Annotated in this window: 20 protein-coding genes; 7 read left to right on the top strand and 13 right to left on the bottom strand. The window is 74.6% G+C overall.

Annotated features, from left to right (window positions below):
• Window positions 1–48: 48 nt before the first annotated feature.
• Complete coding sequence (locus D7I43_RS29645) at window positions 49–1,266, top strand: peptidase C39 family protein (protein ID WP_120331883.1); 1,218 nt, start codon at window positions 49–51, stop codon at window positions 1,264–1,266.
• Between the two features lie 36 nt (window positions 1,267–1,302).
• On the opposite strand, the gene D7I43_RS29640 is transcribed toward D7I43_RS29645, so the two are convergent.
• Together D7I43_RS29640 and D7I43_RS32570 are read right to left on the bottom strand one after the other, a co-directional pair.
• On the bottom strand, window positions 1,303–2,607 hold the full coding sequence (locus D7I43_RS29640; RefSeq protein ID WP_120331882.1) for an outer membrane protein assembly factor BamB family protein: 1,305 nt from the start codon (window positions 2,605–2,607) through the stop codon (window positions 1,303–1,305).
• The gene (locus tag D7I43_RS32570; protein WP_158610181.1) at window positions 2,604–3,929 is read right to left on the bottom strand and encodes an outer membrane protein assembly factor BamB family protein; all 1,326 of its coding nucleotides are present in this window, start codon (window positions 3,927–3,929) and stop codon (window positions 2,604–2,606) included. The genes D7I43_RS29640 and D7I43_RS32570 overlap by 4 nt, the downstream gene beginning before the upstream one ends.
• 76 nt (window positions 3,930–4,005) lie before the next feature.
• On the opposite strand from D7I43_RS32570, the gene D7I43_RS29630 reads away from it, so the two are divergent.
• The gene (locus D7I43_RS29630) at window positions 4,006–5,892 is read left to right on the top strand and encodes a DUF6311 domain-containing protein (protein ID WP_120331881.1); all 1,887 of its coding nucleotides are present in this window, start codon (window positions 4,006–4,008) and stop codon (window positions 5,890–5,892) included.
• Between the two features lie 66 nt (window positions 5,893–5,958).
• On the opposite strand, the gene D7I43_RS29625 is transcribed toward D7I43_RS29630, so the two are convergent.
• Window positions 5,959–7,917 carry a DUF6311 domain-containing protein gene (locus D7I43_RS29625; protein ID WP_420870257.1) on the bottom strand — a complete coding sequence of 653 codons (1,959 nt, stop codon included), beginning with the start codon at window positions 7,915–7,917 and terminating at the stop codon, window positions 5,959–5,961.
• Between the two features lie 163 nt (window positions 7,918–8,080).
• Between D7I43_RS29625 and D7I43_RS29620 the strand changes: the two genes are divergently transcribed.
• Window positions 8,081–9,274, top strand: a complete 1,194-nt coding sequence (locus D7I43_RS29620; protein WP_120331892.1) for a hypothetical protein — start codon at window positions 8,081–8,083, stop codon at window positions 9,272–9,274.
• Window positions 9,275–9,395: 121 nt separating this feature from the next.
• Here the strand turns inward: D7I43_RS29620 and dxs are convergent, their stop codons facing one another.
• The 4 genes from dxs to D7I43_RS29600 form a co-directional block, all read right to left on the bottom strand.
• Window positions 9,396–11,351, bottom strand: coding sequence for a 1-deoxy-D-xylulose-5-phosphate synthase (dxs, locus tag D7I43_RS29615; RefSeq protein WP_120331880.1), 1,956 nt, complete (start codon window positions 11,349–11,351; stop codon window positions 9,396–9,398).
• Between the two features lie 83 nt (window positions 11,352–11,434).
• Window positions 11,435–12,613, bottom strand: coding sequence for an anhydro-N-acetylmuramic acid kinase (locus D7I43_RS29610; RefSeq protein WP_120331879.1), 1,179 nt, complete (start codon window positions 12,611–12,613; stop codon window positions 11,435–11,437).
• A 43-nt stretch (window positions 12,614–12,656) separates the two neighbouring features.
• Entirely contained in the window at window positions 12,657–13,901 is a 1,245-nt protein-coding gene (locus tag D7I43_RS29605) for a class I SAM-dependent RNA methyltransferase (protein WP_120331878.1), read from the bottom strand.
• A complete protein-coding gene (locus D7I43_RS29600; RefSeq protein ID WP_120331891.1) occupies window positions 13,894–15,966 on the bottom strand; it encodes an APC family permease in 2,073 nt (690 codons plus the stop codon). Before D7I43_RS29600 ends, D7I43_RS29605 begins: the two co-directional genes overlap by 8 nt.
• Before the next feature lie 158 nt (window positions 15,967–16,124).
• Here D7I43_RS29600 and D7I43_RS29595 point away from each other — a divergent pair, with 158 nt between their 5' ends.
• Window positions 16,125–16,790 (top strand): potassium channel family protein, encoded by a 666-nt coding sequence (locus tag D7I43_RS29595; protein ID WP_120331877.1) that lies wholly within the window; start codon window positions 16,125–16,127, stop codon window positions 16,788–16,790.
• A gap of 2 nt (window positions 16,791–16,792) precedes the next feature.
• Window positions 16,793–17,482: a potassium channel family protein gene (locus tag D7I43_RS29590; protein WP_120331876.1), complete on the top strand. Its 690-nt coding sequence runs from the start codon at window positions 16,793–16,795 to the stop codon at window positions 17,480–17,482.
• A gap of 55 nt (window positions 17,483–17,537) precedes the next feature.
• On the opposite strand, the gene D7I43_RS29585 is transcribed toward D7I43_RS29590, so the two are convergent.
• The 4 genes from D7I43_RS29585 to dut form a co-directional block, all read right to left on the bottom strand.
• Window positions 17,538–18,221: a DUF3159 domain-containing protein gene (locus D7I43_RS29585; protein ID WP_120331875.1), complete on the bottom strand. Its 684-nt coding sequence runs from the start codon at window positions 18,219–18,221 to the stop codon at window positions 17,538–17,540.
• A 22-nt stretch (window positions 18,222–18,243) separates the two neighbouring features.
• Complete coding sequence (locus D7I43_RS29580) at window positions 18,244–18,624, bottom strand: OB-fold nucleic acid binding domain-containing protein (protein WP_120331874.1); 381 nt, start codon at window positions 18,622–18,624, stop codon at window positions 18,244–18,246.
• Between the two features lie 124 nt (window positions 18,625–18,748).
• Window positions 18,749–19,429, bottom strand: coding sequence for a DUF3710 domain-containing protein (locus tag D7I43_RS29575; RefSeq protein WP_120331873.1), 681 nt, complete (start codon window positions 19,427–19,429; stop codon window positions 18,749–18,751).
• Between the two features lie 25 nt (window positions 19,430–19,454).
• Entirely contained in the window at window positions 19,455–19,967 is a 513-nt protein-coding gene (gene dut, locus D7I43_RS29570; RefSeq protein ID WP_120331872.1) for a dUTP diphosphatase, read from the bottom strand.
• Window positions 19,968–20,055: 88 nt separating this feature from the next.
• On the opposite strand from dut, the gene D7I43_RS29565 reads away from it, so the two are divergent.
• Window positions 20,056–20,553, top strand: a complete 498-nt coding sequence (locus D7I43_RS29565) for a DUF3093 domain-containing protein (RefSeq protein ID WP_120331890.1) — start codon at window positions 20,056–20,058, stop codon at window positions 20,551–20,553.
• A gap of 15 nt (window positions 20,554–20,568) precedes the next feature.
• Here D7I43_RS29565 and D7I43_RS29560 read toward each other — a convergent pair whose 3' ends face one another.
• Entirely contained in the window at window positions 20,569–21,348 is a 780-nt protein-coding gene (locus D7I43_RS29560; protein WP_120331871.1) for a hypothetical protein, read from the bottom strand.
• 125 nt (window positions 21,349–21,473) lie between these two features.
• Window positions 21,474–21,770, bottom strand: a complete 297-nt coding sequence (locus tag D7I43_RS29555; protein WP_007075406.1) for a DUF4193 domain-containing protein — start codon at window positions 21,768–21,770, stop codon at window positions 21,474–21,476.
• 433 nt (window positions 21,771–22,203) lie between these two features.
• Here D7I43_RS29555 and D7I43_RS29550 point away from each other — a divergent pair, with 433 nt between their 5' ends.
• Complete coding sequence (locus tag D7I43_RS29550) at window positions 22,204–22,719, top strand: LytR C-terminal domain-containing protein (protein ID WP_192902304.1); 516 nt, start codon at window positions 22,204–22,206, stop codon at window positions 22,717–22,719.
• Window positions 22,720–22,759: the final 40 nt, after the last annotated feature.

Here is a 22,759-nt window from a genome sequence, read left to right as displayed (position 1 = left end):
CGTACGCGATGCTTCCGGCATTCGGCTACAGCGACGGACGGACGTGCCATGACCACAGCAGCCCCGCCCCGGACACGGGACATCGCCTACCGCGGGTTCCGCTTCCCCGGGGACGAGGGACGGGGAGCCGCCGTGGGGCTGCGCGCCGGCGCGACCGGGCTGGTGCTCACCGAGCCGGCCGGCGTCCGGCCCGGTCCGGACGGCGACGACAACCGGTACGAGTGGGGACGCTGGACGTCCCCTCCGGTGCCGGCCGGCTTCCCCGTCGCGGAGGTGGTCCCCTCCTGGACGGCACGCACGCCGGACGGCTGCTGGATCGAGGTGGAGCTGCGCGGCTGGCACGGGGACGCCCCGGCCACCGGCTGGTACACGCTGGGCCGCTGGGCCGCCGACGACCGGACCGTACGCCGCGCCTCGGTGCCCGGGCAGCGCGACCCGGCGGCCCGGGTGGACGCCGACACGCTCGTGGTCGGCGAGGCCACCGTCACGGGCTGGCAGGTCCGGGTGACCCTGCTCCGGCCGGCGGGCAGCGACCTCGGCCCGGCGCTGCGTACGGTCGGCGCCGTCGCCAGCGGATCCCCCGCCGACGGCCCACCGGACGCGCCCGCCACGCCGGACGGCCCTGACGCGGCCGACGCGGCGGACGGCCGCGGCGCGCGGGGCGTCGTGCTGGACGTCCCCCGCTACTCGCAGCGGCGGCACGGCCCCCAACCCCGCTGGGGCGGTGGCGGCGACGCCTGGTGCAGCCCGACCTGCACGTCGATGGTGCTCGCCTTCTGGGACGCCGCGCCACCGCCCGAGCGGTACGCGTGGGTGGACCCGCCCGGACCGCGCCCGGTGGTGGTGCACGCCGCCCGGCACTGCTACGACCACGCCTACGACGGCACCGGCAACTGGCCGTTCAACACCGCGTACGCCGGCCTGCACGGGATGGACGCGTTCGTCACCCGGCTGCGCTCGCTGACCGAGGCGGAGGCGTTCATCGCCGCGGGGATCCCCCTGGTGGTCTCGGCGGCCTTCCGGGTCGGCGACGTGCCCGGCCTGGACTACGACACGCGGGGCCACCTGATCGTGCTGGCCGGCTTCACGGCGGGCGGGGACCCGGTGCTCAACGACCCCTACGCGCCGGACGACGAGGCGGTGCGCCGCGTCGTCGCCCGGGACCGGTTCGAGGCCGCCTGGCAGCGCGGCAGCGGCGGGATGGCGTACGTCATCCGCCCGCCGGACGTGCCGCTGCCCCCGGCGCCCGGCCAGCCGAACTGGTGACACCGACGCCGTGGCGTACGGCGGCCCGCCGGAGGGTCACCGGCGCAGCGGCCAGAGCCCGTAGGTGCCGTCCATGCGCCGGCAGATCAGCAGGGCTCCGCCGAGCTGGCACTCCCCGGCGGCGTCCCGCAGCACGTCCAGCCGGCGGACGGTGCCGTCGGTGTCGTGCAGTTCGGCGACGAGAAGCCCGCCTCCCGGATACGGCCGAACGCCGACGAACCCGTCGCCGAGCGTGCCGGGCAGCGCCAGCTGCCAGCGTCCCCACCACCCGAGGACCCGGCCGGTCCTCGGGTCGAGCACCGCGATCTGCTCGGTGTCGGAGCCGGCGCCGTGGCTATCCACCACGCTCGCCACGAGGCGGTCGCCGCTCGGCCAGACGCCGCCCCACCGGGTGTCCGCCCAGAGACGGCGCCCGGAGGCCGGGTCCACGGCCACGACCCCGGCCCCGCGGCCCTGCAGGCAGAGGACCGGGCCGCAGTTCGACACGTAGAGCAGCTCGTCGACCCGAATCTGCCAGCGCCGTCCGAAGCCGTCCAGGTCGTACGCGGTGACCGTGGCGGTCGTGCGGTCGACGGTCAGCACCAGGTCGCCGACGACCTGCGCGATGATCTGGCCGGCGTCGGCCGGCCCCCACAGGTCGGCGCTCGCGCGTACCGCGCCGGTGGCGAGGTCGCGCACCTCGACCCGGCCGTCCGGCCTGCTGTAGACGAACCGGTCGGCGCCGGACGCCTCGTCGGGCCGGTAGTCGAGCTGCCCGGGCGGCAGGTCCAGCTGCCACCGGGCGGTGCCGCAGCAGGCGTCGACGACCCGCAGGAGCCTGCCCCGTTCGTCGTCGCCGGTCTCCAGGAGCAGCGACCCGTCGGGGAGCGGGAGTGCGCTCCCCTGCTGCTGCCACCGCCGCGCACCGCTGGCCCGGTCGAGCGCGATGGTGACGGGACCCGGCCCTTCGTCGGCGAAGACCTGGTAGCCGGTCACGAGCAGCAGGTCGTCGTGCGCCGACATCCCCCAGTACCGGCCCTGCACCGGCAGCGGCATCTGCCACTCCCGCTCCCCGCCCGGCAGCCGGTACGCGCGCAGCAGCCCCTGCCGGCCCTGCGGATCGGCGGGGTCGATCACCAGGAAGAGGTCCTCGACGACCATCGCCTGGGCGCCGAGGGGCGCCGGCAGCACGACCACCTCACGTCGGGCGGCCGGCGCACCGGCCGTCAGGGTGACCAGCGCGGCCAGGAGCACGAGCGCGCACCGCAGCGGCCGGCCGACGGCGCGGGGCGGGCGCGGCAGCGGGTCCGGCTCACCGGGGTCGTGCCGCACCTCACCGAGGTCGATCATCCGCTCGCTCATGCCGGCAACCTCCACACGCCGAACGACGAGCGGTCCGGCCGCCGGCAGACCAGCGTGAGGTCCGGCCCCGTGAGGCAGTCGCCGGCCGCGCCGGGGATCACGTCGACGGTGCGGGTACGCGCGGCGGCGAGGTCCAGCTCGACGACGACCAACCGGTCGTCGGCGGTGCGCCGGAGGCCGAGGAAGGGTCCGCCCGGGTCGGCCGGCGGCACCAGCTGGCCGGCGTCCAGCTGAGCGAGCTGCCGACCGGTGGCGGCGTCCAGCACCGCGAACGTGGTGGGGCCCGCCCGTCTGGAGAGGACGAGCAGGCGGTCCGCCCGATGCGGCCCGCCCCACCAGCGCGTGACCAGCGTCTCGGACTCCGCCGACGTCCACCGGAGCGCACCCGTCGTCGCGTCGAACGCCTGGAGCCCGCCGCCGGACTCCGGGACCGCGCAGACCAGCGCCCCGCAGTCGTCCACGTACGACACGGCCCACGGCAGCGGGACCGACCAGCGCCGTCCCAGCCCGTCCAGGTCCCGGGCGGTCATCGTGGCCGCCCGCCTGTCGACGTGCACGAGCAGGTCGCCGATCACCTGGAGCGGAGCGTCCACGTCGAGCGGCCCGAGGTCGGCCCGGTGCCGCACCTCGCCGGTCGCGGCGTCGCGCACCTCGACGGCACCGTCGGGCCCGGCCAGCACCACCTGGTCGACCGCACCGGGCCGGCGGTGGTGCAGCACGCCCTTGTCGGGTGCGGGCGCCGACCAGACCGTCCGCCCGCTGACGACGTCCACCGCCCGCACCGTGCGGTCCGGGAGGTACGGGGAATCCGCGAGCAGCAGCCGCCCGGCGCCGTCGACCTCACCGGCGCCGGGCAGCTGCCACCCGAGCCGCCCCGTCCGGGCGTCCAGCATCGTCGTCTCGCCGATCGGGTGGTCGTCGCTGCTGCTCGTGAACAGGATCGACCCGTGGCTCGTCTGGGCCCGCCAGAGGTCGCCGGTGATCGGCAGCGGGGTCCGCCAGCGGGGCTCGGGTCGCTGGGCGGCACCGGTCGGGTGCTCGGGGAGCGGGTAGGCGACCACCTCACGGGGGCTGCCCGGGCCCGAGACCGGCGAGACGACGAGGATCAGGTCGTCCGCGAAGAACACCTGGCCGGTGGGCGAGCCGGGCAGCACGGAGGCGATGCGGGCGGGTGCCGGTCCGTCGGCGGCGAGCCCCGCCGCCACGACCAGCGCGACCAGTGCCGTCCACAGAGGATGTCGAGCCGGCCGCGTCCGCGACCGGGGCGGGGGTTCGTCCGGGAGCGGACCGTCGCGCACCTCGCCGAGGTCGATGACCACCATGGCCTTCCTCCCGTCACCCCCGCCGCGACGGAGACGCACGTCCGGCAAACCGGCCGTGGCCGCACCGGCCCGGCAAATGCCCCGCATCCGGCCTGTACGATGGCGCGTCGTGGCCGTGCCGGTGGTAGAACCCTCGCTGAGTCCCGTTGCCGACACCGACCCGACCGAGGTCGGTCCGACGCGACGGGCCCGGCGCCGACCGGCCCGTGCCGACGTGCTGGCCCTCGGAGCCTATGTGGTGCTCGGGGTTTTCGTCTGCCTGCACTACTGGGGGGACGTGCAGGGGCGGGTGTCCTCGCACCTGCCCACCGACCACAGCTGGTTCGAGTGGCTGTTCACGCACGGGGCGTACTCGGTGCGCCACCTGGAGAACCCGCTGTTCACCACCCGTCAGAACGCCCCGCTCGGGGTGAACATGATGGCGAACACGTCGCTGCTCGGGGTGACGCTGCCGCTGGCGCCGCTGACCATGCTGCTCGGCCCCCAGGTGATGTACGCCCTCTACCTCGGCGGCGCGCTCGCGGCCACCGCGGCCACCAGCTACTGGATGCTCTCCCGGCACCTGGTGCGCTCCCGGGCGGCGGCCTTCGTCGGCGGGGCGTTCCTGGGTTTCGCACCGGGCGTCGTGCACCACGCCAACGGCCAGCCCAACTTCGTCTCGAACTTCCTGCTTCCGCTGATCGTGGTGCGGGTGCTGCGCCTCGGCGAACCCGGCCGGTGGCGGCGCAACGGGGTGGTGCTCGGCCTGCTGGTCGCGTACCAGATCTTCATCAACGAGGAGATGCTCCTGCTCACGGCGCTGGCCTGCCTCGTCGTCGTGCTCGCGTACGCCGTGCAGCGGCCGGCCGCGGCGCGGGCGGTGGCCGGGCGGTTCGCCGCGGGGCTGGGCGTGGCCGGCGGGCTGGCGCTGCTGCTCACGGCGTACCCCATCTGGTTCCAGTTCAACGGGCCGCAGTCCTACCGTGGCCTGCAGGGCGGGGTGTTCCACAACTGGGGCGAGGACCTGGCCGCCTTCGTGACCTTCCCCCGCGACACGCTGGCCGGTGATCCCGCCGTCGAGCAGACCATCGGGCTGACCGAGCAGAACACCTGGTTCGGGTGGCCGCTGGTGCTGGTCGCCGTGGTGGCCCTCGTGCTGCTGGTCCGGCGGTCGCTGGTGGCGCGGATCCTCGCGGTGCTGACAGTGGTCTTCTCCGTCGCCGCGCTCGGCCCGCGGATCCGGCTGAACGGCGAGGAGACCACGGTGAACGGTCCCTGGCACTACATCCCGGACGACCTGCCGCTGGTCGAGATGATGATGCCGACCCGGCTCGCCCTCGTGGTCACCGCGGCGGTGGGCGTGCTGCTCGCCCTCGCCTGGGACGCGCTCTCCCCGGCCGGCGGGCTGGTGCCCGTCCAGCGCGGCGGCGAACCCGGCCGCGCGGAGACCGCCGTCCGCCGGTGGCGGCGCCCCGTGGGGTACGCCGCCATCGCGCTCGCCGTGCTGCCGCTGTTCCCCCGACCGCTGCCGGCCCAACCCGTCGACCCGCCACCGCACTTCATCACGGCGGGCGGCTGGCGCCCGTACGTCCCCGCCGGACGGACGCTGGTGCCCGTGCCGATCCCGAGCAACGTGCACGGCCTGCCGACGCTGCGGTGGAGCGTCCTCGCGGGCCAGGAGTTCCCGATCCCGGGCGGGTACTTCATCGGTCCCAACGAGCGCGGCGAGGGTGTCTTCGGCGCTCCCAACCGCCCCACCAGCAGCCTCATCTACTCCACGATGGACTCCGGCACGGTGCCGGCGCTCACCGACGAGAACCGCCGGCAGGCGATCGAGGACCTGCGGTGGTGGCGGGCCTCCGTGGTGGTGCTCGGCGCCCACCCGGACGAGACGGTGCTGCGGGAACTGATGACCGGCCTGCTCGGCCCGCCGCAGCGGGTGGACGACGTCTGGCTCTGGGACGTCCGCCCGCTGGTCGGCTGACCCGCGCGGGTCAGCCTCCAGTTCGGCCAGCGTGTCGACGGTCGGGCGCGGCGGTGCCGGTCGCCATCAGGACGGACGGCCGGTCAGCGCCCGCACGTCCCAGACCCACACGTCCAGCTCGCGGCGACCGGGACCGACCAGCTGCTCGACGGTCCGCCGCAGCGGCTCGGCGTTCTGCTGACCGACCGGCAGCACGAGGATGGCCGCCCGCCAGCGCCGCAGCTCGTCCAGCGACCGGCGCCGCTGCCGGTCGTCCAGTTCCGGCGTACGTCCGGTCGTGGCCACCTCCTCCAGCAGCCGGCCCACGCCGCTGGGGCGCCCGCCGAAGCGGCCCGGGTCGCCCGTGTTGCCGTTGCGGGGGGCGAGGAAGTACCCGCCCGGGATCTTGAAGTCGAGGTTGGTGGCGGCCGCCCAGCGCATGCCGTTGGTGTTGCCCATGCTGGGCACCGGGATCGGCACGAGCGTCTGGTCCGGGCCCACGTACGCCCGCCACCGGTCGGCCGTGATGAACTCCGGCACCGGCGGGCGGGACACCACCCGCAGCGGCATGGGAGCGATGGGCAGCAGCGCGAGCACCAGGCCGGCGACGGTGAGCGTCCGCACGGTACGCCGGTCGGCCAGCGGCAGCGACCAGGCCCGCTCGACGGCCAGCGCCAGCAGGATGCCGATCATGACCGAGGTGATGAGGCCGAACCGGGTCGGCACCACCGCGTCGAGCAACGGCAGCCGCACCAGCCACTCCCACGGGCCGGTGACCACCTCCCGGTGCCACCAGGAGATCCGCTCGCCGAGGGAGAGCACGGCGAAGACGACGCCGGTCGCCGCGAGGGCGCGGACCAGCACCTCCCGGCGCAGCCAGAGCACGATGCCGACGGCGAGCAGCGCCAGGCTCCACCCGAAGAACGCGTTCTCCTCGGAGTAGTTCGGGGCGAGGTTGGCGTTCGCCCGCTCGTTCCCGCCGAGGGTGGGTGAGCCGGGCGCGAAGAAGGCGGCGATGTCGTTGCCGTAGTCGCGTACCGCGTCGCTGAGCCCGTGGTACGCCATCGGGCCGGCGAACTGGATGTAGAGCGGGTACGCGAGCAGCGCACCGGCCAGCACCGCGCACGCCGACAACCCGACGGCCAGCGGCCGCCACGCCGCCGACCAGCGGGCCGGCTCCTGCACGACCACGGCGAGCAGGAACACCCCGCAGGCCAGCGCCGTGAAGAGAAGGATCTCCTCGTTGATGAACGCCTGCACGGTGACGAGCAGCGCGAGCAGCACACCGTCGCGGACGGGGCGTCGCGAGCGCGTGAGCACGAGCACCCGCCACACGATGAACGGCAGCAGGTACTGGCTGATGATGTTCGGGTGCCAGTTGGCGTGCGAGAGCATGGCCGGCGAGAACCCGCAGAACCAGCCGCCGACCGCCGCGGCCAGCGGGTTGCGGACCACGTGCCGGGACAGCATCCGGTACCAGGCCGCGGCGGTGCCGGCGAGACCGAGCGTGACCAGCAGCACGAACGAGACCGCCGGTCCGAAGAGCAGGGTCACCGGCACCATCGGGATGCCGAGGGCCAGGATGGCCGTGTTGGCCATCAGGTTGACCCCGTCGGGGTAGTTGAACTGGTCGGTGTAGAACGGGAACTCGCCGTGCAGCACCACGCGTACCGAGTGCGCGAGGAAGAACTGCACCTGCGCCGGGTCGCTGCTGTAGAGCGAGGCGACCCGGCCGGCCGGGTCCATCCAGATCCGACTGGTCACCCAGAGCGCGGCGAGCAGGAAGAGGCCGTACACCGCGAGGTCCAGGCGGCGGCGCGTCCACCGCCATCGCCGGGCGGGGGCGTCGACGACCGTCGCGGGGGGATCCGCGGACTCGGTGGCACCGGCCGGTGACCCGGCGACGCACGCGGCCGGCGGCCGGTCCACGGTGGACACCACCGTGGCTGCCCCGTCGCTCGCGGCGTCCACCACGGGCTCCGTCCGGACGCCCGCGACGGCGTCGGTATCCAGGGCGGATGCGGCGCGGGACTCGGCAGGCGTCACAGTCGGCGGAGTCTACCCGAGAGGTGATAAAGCACGAAAACCGTGCGGTCGGTCCCTTGTGGGCCGGTCCCGCGCGCGGCGGTCCGGCGGCGCTCGGCCGCACTCGTCGGACATCTCGTACTATGACGCTTCCGACTGGCACGCGACGATCGGGGGCGTACAGGTGGCTCCAGTCCGCCGGAGCGCTAGGACGACCACCGCACTGCTGGCCGTGCTGCTGGCCGCGACGGCCTGCGGTCCGGTCGCCGACCGGCAGCCCGGCGACCTGCGCGTCGGCTACGACAGCCTGGACGGTTCGCTCCCCGTCTGGCCGCCCCGCGGCGGCCTGGCCGGCGACGCGTCGGTCACGGCGGCCGTGACCGACGCCGTACGGGACTGGCGCTCACCGACCGACGACCGCGTGCACCTGCCCACCTCAGGCATCCTCTTCGCCGGCGAGGTGGACGGCGCCCCGCTGGCCCTGGTGGCCGCCGACGTGCCCGGCCACGCCGCCTCCTGGCTGCTCCAGCTCACCGGCGACGGCGGCCGGTACGCGGTCACGCGCGCCGCCGAGTACACCGACCCCGGCTACCTCGTCTACTCCGACGTGCTGCCCGTGTGGACCTCGGCGGGGCGCCGCTACCTGGTGTCCAACCGGGTGCAACGACTGCTCGGCCCGGACGGCCGGGCGCTGTCGACCACCGACGGCATCAGCGACCCCGCCGACGTGCCGGAGTGCCGGGCCGTCCCGGTGACGGCCACCCTCCGCTCCACCAAGTCGGTGCCCGGGGGCCGGGCCGCGGAGCGCCTGCTCGACCTCGGCACCGGCGTCACCGACCCGCGCTACCCCCTGGTCCGCGACGAGAGCGGCGCCGGCCGGCGCGCGCTGGCCGGCCTGGACACGTGCGCGCTCGCCGGCGAGGAGGGGCCGTTCGGCAGCATGCCCCGGCGGATCGGCGACCGGGACGCGCCGGGTTCGGTCCCGGAGTCGTGGCCGATGGCGAAGGTGACCCTCCGGTCGCTCGGCGAGCTGACCCTGGGTCGGGGCGAGGCCGGCGACCTTCAGCAGCTCACCTGGGAGAGCGCCACCGACACGATGACCGCCGTGGTCTACCGGCCGCCCGGCGGCGGCGCCCCGGTGGTCTCCCCCGCCGACCGGGTGGACGCGCTCCAGGCGTACCGGCTGCCGGTTCCCGACCAGCCGCTGATCGTGCTGACCTGGCGGCCCGCCCGCGACAGCTCGCTGTCGGTGCCGCCGGGCACCCCCCTCGTGCTGCAACGGCCGGGGCTCGCGGTGCTGCTGGAACCGGAGCGCCGCCTGACGGTCAGCCTGGCCGCCGCGGAGAAGACGCACTACCGGTCGGTCGGCGGCCGCTGACCGGCGCCGGGCGGCCGCCACCAGACCGGGCCGCGGGCGACCCACCCGCCGCGACCGGGTCAGACCGCTGCCGTACGCGACGGCGGGCGGCCCCGACCGGGACCGCCCGCCGCCGTACGCGTCAGTTCTGCGCGGCCGTGTCGTCGGCGGTGACCCGCACCGGGTCCACCGGCACGCCGTCCAGCCCGGAGATCCAGCCGGTGACGTCCCGGGCCACGTCCTGCGCGGTGAGCCGGAGGTCGGCGAGGATCTGCGCGCGGGTGCCGTGCGGGTGCCAGTCCGCCGGCACGCCGAGGTCGCGCAGCGGCACCCGGACGTCGGCGTCGCGCATCGCCTGCCCGAGGGCGTCACCGACGCCCCCGACCCGCACACCGTCCTCGACGGTGACCACGAGCCGGTGCCCGGCGGCCAGCTCGACCAGCTCCGCGGGGACCGGCCGGACCCAGCGCGGGTCGACGACGGTCACCCCGTAGCCCTGCTCGGCGACCCGGGCGGCGACCTCCATGCCGAGGTGGCCGAAGGCGCCGACGGCCACCAGCAGCACGTCGGTACGCGTCGACTCGGCCAGCACGTCGACCGGCCCGATCCGGCGTACGGCGGGCAGGTCGGCGGCCACCGTACCGGTGGGGAAGCGGATCACGGTGGGGCCGTCGTCGACGCCGATCGCCTCGCGCAGCTCCTCGCGGAGCGAGGCGGCGTCCCGGGGTGCGGCGATCCGCAGGCCCGGCACCACCCCGAAGACGGACATGTCCCAGATGCCGTAGTGGCTCGGCCCGTCCGGGCCGGTGACGCCGGCCCGGTCCAGCACGAAGGTCACCGGCAGCCTGTGCATCGCCACGTCCAGCAGCACCTGGTCGAAGGCCCGGTTGAGGAACGTCGCGTAGACGGCCACGACCGGGTGCAGGCCGCCCATGGCGAGGCCGGCCGCCGACGTGGCCGCGTGCTGCTCGGCGATGCCCACGTCGTACACCCGCTCCGGGTACTTCCGGGCCAGGGTGGCGATGCCGGTCGGCTCGGCCATCGCGGCCGTGATGCCCACCACGTCGGGCCGCTCGTCGGCGATCGCGACCAGCTCGTCGGCGAAGACGTGGGTCCACTTCACCGACGGCGCGGCGACCAGCTGACCCGTCTCGACGTCGAACGCGCCGCCGGGGCCGTGCAGGCAGTCCGCCTCGTCCTCCTCGGCGGGGCGGTAGCCGTAGCCCTTGCGGGTGACGGCGTGCACGATCACCGGACCGCCGAAGTTCTTCGCCGCGCGCAGCGCCGACTCGACGGCGGCCACGTCGTGCCCGTCGACCGGACCCACGTACTTGATGCCGAGGTCCTCGAACATGGCCTGCGGGGCGACCGCGTCCTTGATGCCCTTCTTGACCGCGTGCAGCACCTCGTACATCGGCTTGCCGACGAGCGGGGTGGAACCGAGGGCCTCCTTGACCGTGTCGAGCACCTTCTCGTAGCCCGGGTTGAGGCGCAGCGACGAGAGGTGGTCGGCGAGGCCGCCGATGGTCGGCGCGTACGAGCGGCCGTTGTCGTTGACCACGATCACCAGCGGGTTGCCGGCGGCCGCGATGTTGTTCAGCGCCTCCCAGCACATGCCGCCGGTCAGCGCGCCGTCACCGACGACGGCGACCACGGCGCGGTGCTCGCCGCGCAGCGCGTACGCCTTGGCGAGGCCGTCGGCGTACGACAGCGCCGTCGAGGCGTGCGAGTTCTCGATGAGGTCGTGCTCGCTCTCGGCCTGGTTGGGGTAGCCGGAGAGACCACCACGCTGGCGCAGCCGGTCGAACCCGGCCTGCCGGCCGGTGATGATCTTGTGCACGTACGCCTGGTGGCCGGTGTCGAACAGGAGCCGGTCGCGGGGCGAGTCGAAGACCCGGTGCAGGGCGAGTGTCAGCTCGACCACACCGAGGTTGGGCCCGATGTGCCCCCCGGTGCGGGACACCTTCGCGATCAGGAAGTCACGGATCTCGGCGGCGAGGATGCCCAGCTGCTCGGTGGACATCCGCTTGACGTCCTGCGGACTTCGCACCGTGGCCAGCAGCCGGCCGTGGTCGGCCGTGCCCTCTTCAACACTCATGACCGCAGAGTCTATCGGCCATCCGGTACTCCGCAGCCCGGCCCGACGTTCCCCCCGCCCGACCCGACGACCCCAGCGCCTGCTCAGGGGCGGATCCGCAGCCGGCGCGGCGGCGGCACCGGCGTCGCCCGGGGGCCGGGCCCGGAGGGGGTGAAGGAGCCGAGGACGGCCGCCCGGGCCGCCCCGGTCACCGACGGGATCGCGCCGGGCAGACCGTGCCAGGACAGCCAGCCCAGCAGGGCGAAGGCGTACGCCTCCCTGGCCTGGGCCGGCACGCCCAGCTCGTCGGTGGTCCGCAGCCGCCAGCGGCCGGCGCCCAGCGCGGCGAGCCGCTCCCACAGCGTCCGGTTGCGCACCCCGCCGCCGGCGGCGATCACCTCGACGACGCCGTGCCGGTCGCACTCGGCGGCCACCACCCGGGCGGTCAGCTCGGTGAGCGTGGCCAGCACGTCGTCGGCCGCGACCGGCTCACCCAGCGCCGCGAGCCGTTCGTCGAGGTAGCCGGCGTGGAACAGCTCCTTGCCGGTCGACTTCGGGGCGGGAGCCGCGTAGTACGGCTCGGCGAGCAGCGCCGCGAGCAGCCCCGGGTGCACCCGACCGGCCGCCGCGCGGGCGCCGTCGCGGTCGCAGGGCTGCCCGAGGAGGCGGCGGGCCGCGGCGTCGAGCAGCGCGTTGGCCGGCCCGGCGTCGTACCCGAGCACCGGCGCGCCCGGTGCGACCACGGTGAGGTTGGCGATCCCGCCGAGGTTCAGCGCGGCCCGCGGCGCGCCCCCGGCCGCCGCGGCCTCGTCGGGGGCCAGCAGCAGGGCGTCGAAGGCCGGCACGAGCGGCGCGCCCTGCCCGCCGGCGGCGATGTCGGCCGACCGCAGGTCGCTGAGCACCGGTACGCCGACCCGCGCGGCGACCCGGGCCACCGCGCCGAGCTGGAGGGTGCCCCGCGCCACACCGTCCTGCACCCAGTGGAAGACCGTCTGCCCGGGCGAGACCACGAGGTCGACTCCGCCGCCGGCGAGGTCCAGCCCGACCGCCGCCGCCTCGGCGAAGACCTCGCCGAGCCGGTTGTCCAGGCGGCAGACCGCCTCGATCGTGGTTGCCGCCGGTGGCAGCAGCTCGCCGATGCGCTCCCGCAGCTCCTCGTCGTAGTCGAGGCCCCGGTGCCCGAGCGGCCGCAGCCAGAGCGTGTCCCCCTCGACGGTGAACTCGGCGGCGACCACGTCCACCCCGTCGTACGACGTCCCCGACATCAACCCGACGATCTTCACGGAAGGGCCCTTCTTGACGGATCCGGTAGGGAACGGGTCCCGGTCAACGCTCGGGCGGCAGCAGCAGCCCCACCAGTTCGACGTGCTGGGTCATCGGGAACAGGTCGAACCCGCGCAGGGCGGCCAGGCGCCAGCCCAGCCCGGCGAAGGTGCGGACGTCCCGGGCGAAGGCGGCCGGGTCGCAGGCCACGTAGCCGACCGCCCGGGACGCGGCGGCGACCAGCTCGCGGACCACCCGGGCGCCCGCACCGGTACGCGGCGGGTCGAGCACCACCACGTCGACCGGGCCGGTGATGCGCCGCCGGGCCAGCGCGGTCTCCACCCGGGCCGCCACCACCTCGACCCGGGGCAGGTCACGCAGGTTGTCCCGGGCGGCGGCGACGCCCTGGGCGGCCGCCTCGACCAGGGTGACCCGCCCGGCGTCGCCGACCCGGCCGGCCAGCGCCGCGGCGAACAGCCCGGCACCGCCGTAGAGGTCCCACGCCACCTCCCCCGGGCGGGGCTCCAGCAGCTCCAGCACCGCGGCGACCAGCGTGTCGGCCGCCGCCGGGTGCACCTGCCAGAAGGCGGACGCGGGCAGGGCCCACTCCCGGCCAGCGGCCACCTCGCGGACCGTGGCCGGCCCCTCGACCGTGGTGGCCACACCGCCGGCCACCGTCGACACGGCCACGTCGCCGCCGGTCGAGGCCACCGTCTCCACGGCCTCGGCGTCCGGCCAGCGGGCCCCGCTCGCGGGCAGCACGGGCAGCCGCTGGATCGCCGGGTGGGCGATCAGGCAGCGGTCGATCGGCACCACCTCGTGCGAGCGGTGCTTCAGCAGGCCGGCGCGGTCCGCGGCGTCCACCGCGTACCGGACGCGCGAGCGCCAGCCCAGCGGCCCGCCGGGCAGCGCCTCGACGCGGACGCCGAGCCGGTCCACCTCGGCGTCGGTGAGGCCGCCCAGCCGCGACAGCTGCTCGCGCACCACGGCGGCCTTCCACTCCCGCTGCGCCGCCGGCGCCACGTGCTGCAGGTCGCATCCGCCGCAGCGGCCCGGCCGGGCGTACGGGCAGGGTGGTTCGACCCGGTCCGGCGACGCCTCGATGACCGTCACGGCGTCGGCGCGGACGAACCCCCGGTGCACCTCGGTCACCTCGGCCACGACCCGCTCACCGGGCAGGGCGTGCCGGACGAAGACCACCTGCCCGTCCACCCGGGCCACGCAGTGCCCGCCGGGGGCCACCGGGCCCACGGTCAGCTCGACCCGCTCCGCCTCGGCCAGCCCGGACGTGGCTGCCGGCTCAGCCACGGCCGTCGCCCGGCCCGGACTCGCCCGGCGGCGCCGACACGACCGGCGGGACCGTCGGCGGCAGGGTGCTGCGCGGCGCCACCCGCGGCCCGCGCGCCGGGCCGCGGGAGAGCGTGGCGTCCAGCCGGGACAGGTCCTTGTTGGCGGTCGAGGCGAGCTGCCACGGCACGCTCGTCACCATCACCCCCGGCTCGAAGAGCAGCCGGGTCTTGAGCCGCAGCGCGCTCTGGTTGTGCAACAGGTTCTCCCACCAGCGGCCGACCACGTACTCCGGGATGAAGACGGTGACCACGTCGCGCGGGGACTCCCGGCGGGTGTTGGCCACGAAGTCGAGGATCGGCCGCGTGATCTCCCGGTACGGCGAGTCGATCACGGTGAGCGGCACGGGCAGCTCCCGCCGCTCCCACTCCTCCTGGAGGTCCCGGGTGTCCTTCTCGTCGACGTTCACGGTGACCGCCGTGAGGGTGTCGGGCCGGGTCGCCCGCGCGTACGCGATCGCCCGCAGCGTCGGCTGGTGCAGCTTGCTGACGAGCACGATCGCGTGGTTGCGGGCGGGCAGCACGGCCCGACCCTCGTCCGGCGGCGCGAGTTCCCGCGCGACCCGGTCGTAGTGCCGGCGGATCGCCAGCATGAGCAGGTAGATCACCGCCATCGCGGCGATGGCGATCCAGGCGCCGAGCAGGAACTTCGTGATCAGCACGATCACCAGGACCGTCCCGGTCAGCCCCATGCCGAACGCGTTGATGGCCCGGGACCGGTGCATGCGCCGGCGCGCCTCCGGGTCCCGCTCGATCTTCAGGTGCCGGTTCCAGTGCCGGATCATGCCGGCCTGGGAGAGGGTGAACGAGACGAAGACCCCGACGATGTAGAGCTGGATGAGCCGGGTGACCTCGGCCTGGAAGCCGACGATCAGCACGATCGCGAACGCGGCGAGGAAGAGGATGCCGTTGGAGAAGGCCAGCCGGTCGCCGCGGGTGTGCAGCTGTCGGGGCAGGTAGCGGTCCTGGGCGAGGATCGAGCCGAGCACGGGGAACCCGTTGAACGCGGTGTTCGCGGCCAGGAAGAGGATGAGCGCGGTGATCCCGGCCACCACGTACAGCAGGATCGACCCGGAGCCGAAGACCGCCTCGCCGAGCTGGGTGGTGACCGTCTTCTGCTCGTACCCGGCCGGGCCGGAGACGATCTGCGCCGCCGGGTCCTCGACGAACTGCAGGTGGGTCAACCGGGCCAGCCAGATGATCCCGACCAGCATGCTCACGGCGATCACGCCGAGCAGCAGCAGGGTGGTGGCCGCGTTGCGGCTCTTGGGCGGCTTGAACGCCGGTACGCCGTTGGAGATCGCCTCGACGCCGGTGAGCGCGGCGGCGCCCGAGCTGAACGTGCGCAGCAGCAGGAAGACCAGCGCGAACCCGGTCACGCTGTGCTCGGCCTGGATGACCAGGTCGGCGCTGGGTGCCCGCAGCTCGTGGCCGAGGACGAAGACCCGGATGAGACCGGTGAGCAGCATCCCGCCGATCACGATCACGAAGCCGTAGGTGGGGATGGCGAACGCCGTGCCGGACTCGCGCAGGCCACGCAGGTTGACGGCGGTCAGCAGCACCACGGCGATCACGGCGATCATGACCTTGTGGGTGGCCACGAACGGCACCACCGAGCCGAGGTTGGCCACCCCGGAGGAGACCGACACGGCCACCGTCAGCACGTAGTCGACCAGCAGCGCGCTGGCCACCCCGATGCCGAACTTGGGTCCGAGGTTGACCGTGGCCACCTCGTAGTCGCCGCCGCCGGAGGGGTAGGCGTGCACGTTCTGCCGGTAGCTGGCCACCACCGTCAGCATGACCACCACGACCGCGAGCGCGATCCACGGCGAGAAGACGTACGCCGAGGCCCCGGCGATCGACAGGGTCAACAGGATCTCGTCGGGGGCGTACGCGACGCTGGACAGCGCGTCGGAGGCGAAGACGGGCAGCGCGATGCGCTTCGGCAGGAGGGTGTGCTGGAGCCGGTCGGACCGGAACGGTCGACCGACGAGCAGCCGCTTCAGCAGCGAGGTGGGACTGGCCACGAACGCCAAGGGTACGTCCAGGGGGACGGAGGTGCCGGGGTGGGCGATCATCGCCGCGCGCACCGGCGCGGTACCGTCGGTCCTCGTTCCCCGCGGGGACGTGGCAGGCTCGCACCCGACGGGTCCGCGCGGACGGGTACGCACCTTGGGAGGGAAGCGTGCATGTCGTGATCATGGGCTGCGGGCGGGTCGGGTCGACCCTCGCCCACAGCCTGGAGTCCCGGGGGCACTCGGTGGCGGTGATCGACCAGGACGCCGACGCCTTCCGGCGGCTCGGCCCGGACTTCGCCGGGATCACGGTGACCGGTGCCGGTTTCGACGGTGACGTGCTGCGCCAGGCCGGCATCGAGCGGGCCGACGCGTTCGCCGCGGTCTCCAGCGGCGACAACTCGAACATCATCTCCGCCCGGCTGGCCCGCGAGACGTTCGGCGTGTCCCGGGTCGCCGCCCGCATCTACGACCAGCGGCGGGCCCAGGTCTACGAGCGGCTCGGCATCCCCACCGTGGCGACCGTCCGGTGGACCGCCGACCGGATGCTGCGGCACCTGGTGCCGGAGGGGAACGTGGAGATCTTCCGCGACCCGACCAGCACCGTGTCGATCGTCGAGGTGCCCGTGCACAAGGACTGGATCGGCCGGCCGGTGCGCGCCCTGGAGGAGGCGGCCGGGGCACGGGTGGCCTACCTGATCCGCTTCGGTATCGGCACGCTGCCCACCACGTCCACCGTGGTGCAGGAGGGTGACCAGGTCTTCATGCTGGTCACCGACGACATCGTGGCGACGGTCACGTCGGTGGCGTCGGCGCCGCCGGAAGGAGGGCACTAGCCATGCGGGTCGCCATCGCCGGCGCCGGCAACGTGGGGCGCTCGATCGCCCAGGAGCTGATCGAGAACGGCCACCAGGTGATGTTGATCGAGCGGCAGCCGAAGATGCTGCGGCCGGACCGGGTGCCCGACGCCGACTGGGTGCTGGCCGACGCGTGCGAGCTGGCCAGCCTGGAGGAGGCCGACCTCGCCGGCTGCGACGTGGTCGTGGCGGCCACCGGCGACGACAAGGTCAACCTGGTGGCGTCGCTGCTCGCCAAGACCGAGTTCGCGGTGCCCCGCGTGGTGGCCCGCGTCAACCGGGCGGAGAACGAGTGGCTCTTCACCGAGCAGTGGGGCGTCGACGTGGCGGTGAGCAAGCCGCGCGTGATGGCCGCGCTGGTCGAGGAGGCGGTGACGGTCGGCGACCTGGTCCGGCTGATGACCTTCCGGCAGGGCGAGGCGAACCTCGTGGAGATCACCCTGCCGCCGACCGCGCCGTACGTCGGCCAGCCGCTCCACGCGGTGCCGCTGCCCCGGGACTCGGCGCTCGTGGCCATCCTCCGTGGCAAGCGGGTGCTGGTGCCCAGCCCCGACGACCCGATCGAGGCCGGCGACGAGCTGATCTTCGTGTGCACCGCCGAGGTGGAGGACGCCGTCCGGGCCGTGGTCCTCGGGCCGGACAGCGTGGAGCGCACCCGCGAGGAGCGCTGACGTTCACGGCTTCCGCCCGCCCGCGCCACGGGCGGGCGGCCCGACGCGCCGGGCGTCAGCTGCCGGCCAGCGGCTCCGGCTCCGGCTCCCGGGTGACCCGGCGCACCGTCCAGACGGTGATGAGCAGCAGCAGGGCGTACGGCGGGTAGCCGAGCACCAGCCGGGCCACGCCGAGCGCGGTGTCCTGGTGGGCGAGGTACAGCCCGGCCTGCACGCCGACCTTGGCCAGCCAGACGACACCCCAGAGCACGGTCAGCGCCGTGAACGTGCGCACCAGCCGTGGGTCGTCCCGCCACTCCGAGCGTCCCTTGGCGACCAGCACCGACCAGAGCCACCCCACGAGCGGCTGACGGATGGCGGCCGAGAGCAGCAGGACGAGCCCGTAGCCGACCCCGTAGAGGATGCCGGGGAGGTAGAAGTCCCGCTCGTCGCCGGTCCGCCAGGCGATGGCCGCGCCGATGGCGATGCCGAAGAGGCCGTTGACCGCGTGCCGGATCGGGCGGCGCTGGACCAGCCGCACGGCGGCGATCAGCAGCGCCACGGCCACCGAGGCGATCACCGCGGGGCGCAGCTCGCCGATGATGTTGGCGATCACGAAGACCACCACGGGGATGCTCGACTCGGCCAGGCCGCGGAAGCCGCCGAGCTGCTCGGCCACCTGCTCGGCGATGGTGGGCAGCTGCTCCTCGTCCGGTGGCTCGATCTCCGGCTGGGCGGCCCGGTGCTGTCCGGTGGTCATCGGCTCCCGTTCGTCCGCGCGGTCACTTGGGCTGGTCCAGCTCGTAGTACGGGTTGTAAATGACCTTGCGGTCGTCCCGTACGGCGATCCGGCCACGTGCGGTCAGGTGCCGGCCCGGCTCGATGCCGGCGATGTGCCGCCGCCCCAGCCAGACCAGCGTCACCACGTCGCTGCCGTCGTAGAGGTCGGCCTCCAGGGTGGGCAGGTTCGTGCGGGGGGTGTAGACGACCGTGCGCAGCCGCCCGCTGACCGACACCACCTGCCCGCGGGAGCACTGCCGCGCCGGGACACCGCCGCACTCGGCGCTCTCCCGTTGCAGCTCCTGCGCCTCGATCTCGGCCTCGCTCGCCGTGAGCCGGTGCAGGATCCGCCGCAGCGACCCCCGGCTCTCGTCGGTGGTCATGACCTCCGCGTCGTCCTCTCCTCGCTGGCCGGCGGAGCCGGCGCTGGCCCGGCCCCGACATCGCCGGGACCGTCCCGCCAGCGTACGCCGACCGGAGCGGTCCCGGCGGTCCGGTGACCCGCGGTCAGACCTGCCGCGGCTCGGCCGGGCGCCCGCCGTCCGGGGACGGCTCCGGCCGGGCCTGGTCGGCCATCTCCCGCGGCAACCGCAGCGGCAGCGGCTCGCGCACCGGCTTGGCCTCCTGGCCCCGGTCGACGACGAGCCCCTCCAGGCACGCGGCCAGCGGGCCGGCCGCCGCCGGGTCGACCGCCGCGGCGCCCTGGTAGACGCCGCGCACCATCCACCGAGGGCCGTCGATGCCGACGAAACGGAGGTCGGTCGTGCCGTCGGGGGTACGCACCCGGGCCCGCAGCTCGGTGCCGTAGTCGCCCTCGACCTCCTGGGCCGCCGCGCCGTCGTTGAACAGCGACTGGCGGATCTCCTCCCGCACCTCGTCCCAGATCCCCTCGGACCGGGGCGCGGCGAAGACGCCGAGCTGCAGGGCGTTCTGCCCGTGCACCAGCACCACCTGCTGGATGACGCCCTGCTGGTCGGCCTGCACCCGCACCTCCACCTCGGGGACCGCGGGGATGTGCAGGCTGCCGAGATCGAGCCGGGTCACCCCGGACGGCGCCTCGGAGATGTCGTACGGGCCGCGGGTGAGGGTCGGCGGGCTCGCCTCCTCGGCCTGGTTGTCGTCGAGGACCTCGGTGGTCCGCTCGTCGCGGGCGTGCCGCCCGGCGGCCCGCTTCCGGGAGAAGATCACTGCGTCCACCCTCCGCTGTTCACGCTCACCCTGTCACCTCTTCGCTGCGCCGGTCGGCACCCGGCGGGTCGGCCGGCGGCGGCACCAGACCGGCGTGCCCGCCGGTGGAGCCGTGCCCGCCCGTCCCGCGCCGGGACGGCGGCAGCTCGGCCACCGGCTGGAACTCGGCCCGCGCCACCCGCTGGACGACGAGCTGGGCGATCCGGTCGCCCCGGGAGATCTTGGCGGGAGCGACCGGATCATGATTGATCAGGTTCACCAGGATCTCGCCCCGGTAGCCGGCGTCGACCGTACCGGGCGCGTTGAGCACCGTCACACCGAGCCTGGCCGCGAGACCCGACCGGGGGTGCACCAGGCCCACGTACCCCTCCGGCAGGGCGACCGCCACCCCGGTGGGTACCAGGGCGCGCCCGCCGGGCGGCAGCTCCACGTCCGTGGCGGCCATCAGGTCGGCCCCCGCGTCGCCCGGATGGGCGTACGCCGGGAGCGGCAGCTCGGGATCGAGCTGCCGTACGGGCACGGGTACGACGTCGGTCACGGTTCCCCTCTTCCGTCCGGTACGGCGGTGACCCTGCCATCCTGCCGGGTACCCGGCCCGCCGTCCGCCGTACCCTCGGACTGTGAGCCTGTCGCCGTCCTCGCCCTCGTCCGCGCCCCCCATTGCGGCCCGCCCGGCGTACGCCGAGCGCCTCGGCCTGTCCTGGTGGCTGTGGCTGGCCGGGCTGGCGGCCGCCGGCCTGCTCGCCGCCGAGCTGTGGATGGGCGCGCCGGGGCTGCGCTCCTGGCTGCCGTTCGCGGTGCTGCTGCCGTCCGCCGCGGCGGGGCTGTGGTGGCTGGGCCGGATCCGGGTCGCGGTCCGCGACGGCGAGCTGCTCGTCGACGACGCCCGGCTCCCGGTGCGGTACGTCGCCGACGTGGTCCCGCTGGACGCCGCCGGGCGGCGCGAGGTGCTCGGTGTCGGCGCCGACCCGCTGGCGTTCGTGGTGCAGCGTCCGTGGATCAGCGGCGCCGTGCAGGTGGTGCTGGACGATCCCGCCGACCCCACCCCGTTCTGGGTGGTGAGCACCCGCCGCCCCGTCGAGCTGGCCGAGGCGATCCTGGCCGCCCGCGACGCCGCCCGCTGACCGTCGCCGCGCGCGTCAGGGCGCGTCGGGCAGTGACCGTGGTGGCAGACCGGGCAGCGCCCGGCGCTTGCGCCGCAGGTCGTCGCGGACCTGGTCGCCGAGTGCCCGGGTGGCCCGGCGGTTGAGGTAGCTCGCGACGGCGGCCCCGGTCAGGAACGGCCCCAACGTGGTGAGGTTGCGGCCGAAACGGCGCAGCAGGGTGTCCCGCAGCTCGCGGCGGGCGGCCGTGCCGAGCACCGCGCCGATGCCGGCGCCCGGCATCATCGGGTTCACGCCGCGCTGGGTGGCCCAGCCGTGCACCAGCGCGACGGCGCGCTGGCCGCGGCCCTCGGGCAGCGGGACGCCGTACACCTCGTGCAGCTCGCCGATGAGCTTCAGTTCCACCGCCACGACGGCGATCGTCTCGGCCGCCAGCAGCACCGGGGCGGACAGCAGGGTCGGGGTGGCGGCCCACTCGACGGCGGCGACGCCGCCCCCGGCCGCGCCCACCCCGGCCGTCGCCCGGGCGGCGTTGCGGACCAGCCGCTCGGCGAGGGCCTCGTCGTCCAGCCCCTCGAAGTGCCGCCGCAGGGTGGCGAGGTCGCGGACCGGCACGTGCGGCGCGATCTCGGCGACCGTGTCCACCATCCAGCGGACGGCGGCCCGGGGCTTGAAGAGGTCACCCAGCCCGCGCGCCCGGGCCTGCCCCACGAGCCGGCCGAGCAGCTGACGGCGACGTTTCGGAGCGAGGTCGTCGGCCGTCAGCGCCGCCACGGTGGCGCCGAGCTCCTCCGACGCGTCGCCTCGCTCGCCCATGCCCTCGTCCTCCCGGATCGCCGACTCGCCCCCCGTTGCGAGTCAAGCAGTTCCACACCAGCGCCGCATGGCGACGCCGACAGCGGCGGCCCCGATCGGGAGGCCGCCGCTGGGGTGGACCGAGGTCAGACGCACTCGCGACAGATCAGCTCGCCGTTGCGCTCGACCGCCAGCTGGCTGCGGTGGTGCACCAGGAAGCAGCGGGCGCAGCGGAACTCGTCCTGCTGCATGGGCAGCACCTTGACGGTGAGCTCCTCGTCGGCCAGGTCGGCGCCGGGCAGCTCGAAGCTCTCGGCCACCTCGGCCTCGTCGACGTCCACGGCGCCCGACTGTGAGTCGACCCGCCGGGCCTTGAGCTCTTCCAGGCTGTCCTCGCCGAGGTCGACCTCGTCGCGACGCGGAGCGTCGTAGTCGGTGGCCATCGGTTTCACTCTCCCATATCGATGTGGTCGTACGGTTGTAACGCCGGACGACGCTGTTTCGGTTCCGCTGGCCGGCCACCCGTTGTGTCGGTCACCCGACCCGACAACACCCGCCGGTCGGGCCCGCCAGGAAACTCCCCCAGCGAGCGCGGTACCTTACCCCCCCTTCGGGCGAGGCATGTATACCGCCCTCGTGGCAGAGATGTACGCCCCCGCACGGCAAGTTGTTCCCAATGTGACTCAGGCGACACGAAGATAGGGGTAGTAGTACCCGGTTCACCGATGGCGCGCCGGCATGTCCGGCTGTTTCCACGCGACGGTCGGACAACCGTTAACCTCAGCGGCGTACCCGACGGCCGGCGGGCGGCGCGGACGCCGGCGGCCGCCGCCACCCACCTGGAGTCCGGGGAGCGCCCAGATGAGTTTTGCGCGAGTGCGGGCACTCGTTGTCGTCGGTCTGCTGGCGGTCCTCGCCATGGTCTTCGTCGTGGTCGCGCTGGTACGCGACACACAGAGCAACGCGGGCGGCGCCAAGGGCTGCCCGGAGGGCTGGCCGCTCGCCGACGTCACGCTCCGCGAGCGCAAGGACGTGAAGATCAACGTGCTCAACGGCACGGACCAGCCCGGCCTCGCCCGCCAGGTCGCCGACGAGTTCACCAACCGGCAGTTCCAGGTGAAGAAGGTCGCCAGCGAGAAGAACCCGATCGAGAACATCGCGGTGCTGCGGTACGGCCCGAAGGGCGTCGGCTCGGCCCACCTGCTGCGCGCGTACTTCCTGGACAACGCCAAGCTGGTTTTCCAGGTCGAGCGCAAGGACGACACCGTCGACGTGGTGCTCGGCGGCGCCTTCCAGCAGTTGGCCACCACCACCGAGGTGAACCAGTCCCTCGGCGACCTCGGCTCGCCGGAGGCGCCCCCCGGCACCTGCCCCGCCCCCGTCGACCAGTAGCGCGCCCCGCCGCCCGTCCCGCACCGGCCCGTCCACGGCG

It is taken from the genome of Micromonospora globbae (assembly GCF_003610785.1).
GTDB classification, from domain to species: domain Bacteria; phylum Actinomycetota; class Actinomycetes; order Mycobacteriales; family Micromonosporaceae; genus Micromonospora; species Micromonospora globbae.
Note: the sequence above shows the minus strand (reverse complement) of the source record. Positions and strands in the feature narration are given on the sequence as shown.

Coding starts and splice junctions, on each gene's coding strand:
- D7I43_RS29585 (WP_120331875.1), bottom strand. CDS start 18,221: ATGACCACCGGACAGCACCGGGCCGCCCAGCCGGAGATCGAGCCACCG.
- D7I43_RS32570 (WP_158610181.1), bottom strand. CDS start 3,929: ATGGTGGTCATCGACCTCGGCGAGGTGCGCGACGGTCCGCTCCCGGAC.
- D7I43_RS29580 (WP_120331874.1), bottom strand. CDS start 18,624: ATGACCACCGACGAGAGCCGGGGGTCGCTGCGGCGGATCCTGCACCGG.
- D7I43_RS29640 (WP_120331882.1), bottom strand. CDS start 2,607: ATGAGCGAGCGGATGATCGACCTCGGTGAGGTGCGGCACGACCCCGGT.
- D7I43_RS29590 (WP_120331876.1), top strand. CDS start 16,793: ATGCGGGTCGCCATCGCCGGCGCCGGCAACGTGGGGCGCTCGATCGCC.
- D7I43_RS29630 (WP_120331881.1), top strand. CDS start 4,006: ATGCCCCGCATCCGGCCTGTACGATGGCGCGTCGTGGCCGTGCCGGTG.
- dxs (WP_120331880.1), bottom strand. CDS start 11,351: ATGAGTGTTGAAGAGGGCACGGCCGACCACGGCCGGCTGCTGGCCACG.
- D7I43_RS29560 (WP_120331871.1), bottom strand. CDS start 21,348: ATGGGCGAGCGAGGCGACGCGTCGGAGGAGCTCGGCGCCACCGTGGCG.
- D7I43_RS29645 (WP_120331883.1), top strand. CDS start 49: ATGACCACAGCAGCCCCGCCCCGGACACGGGACATCGCCTACCGCGGG.
- D7I43_RS29555 (WP_007075406.1), bottom strand. CDS start 21,770: ATGGCCACCGACTACGACGCTCCGCGTCGCGACGAGGTCGACCTCGGC.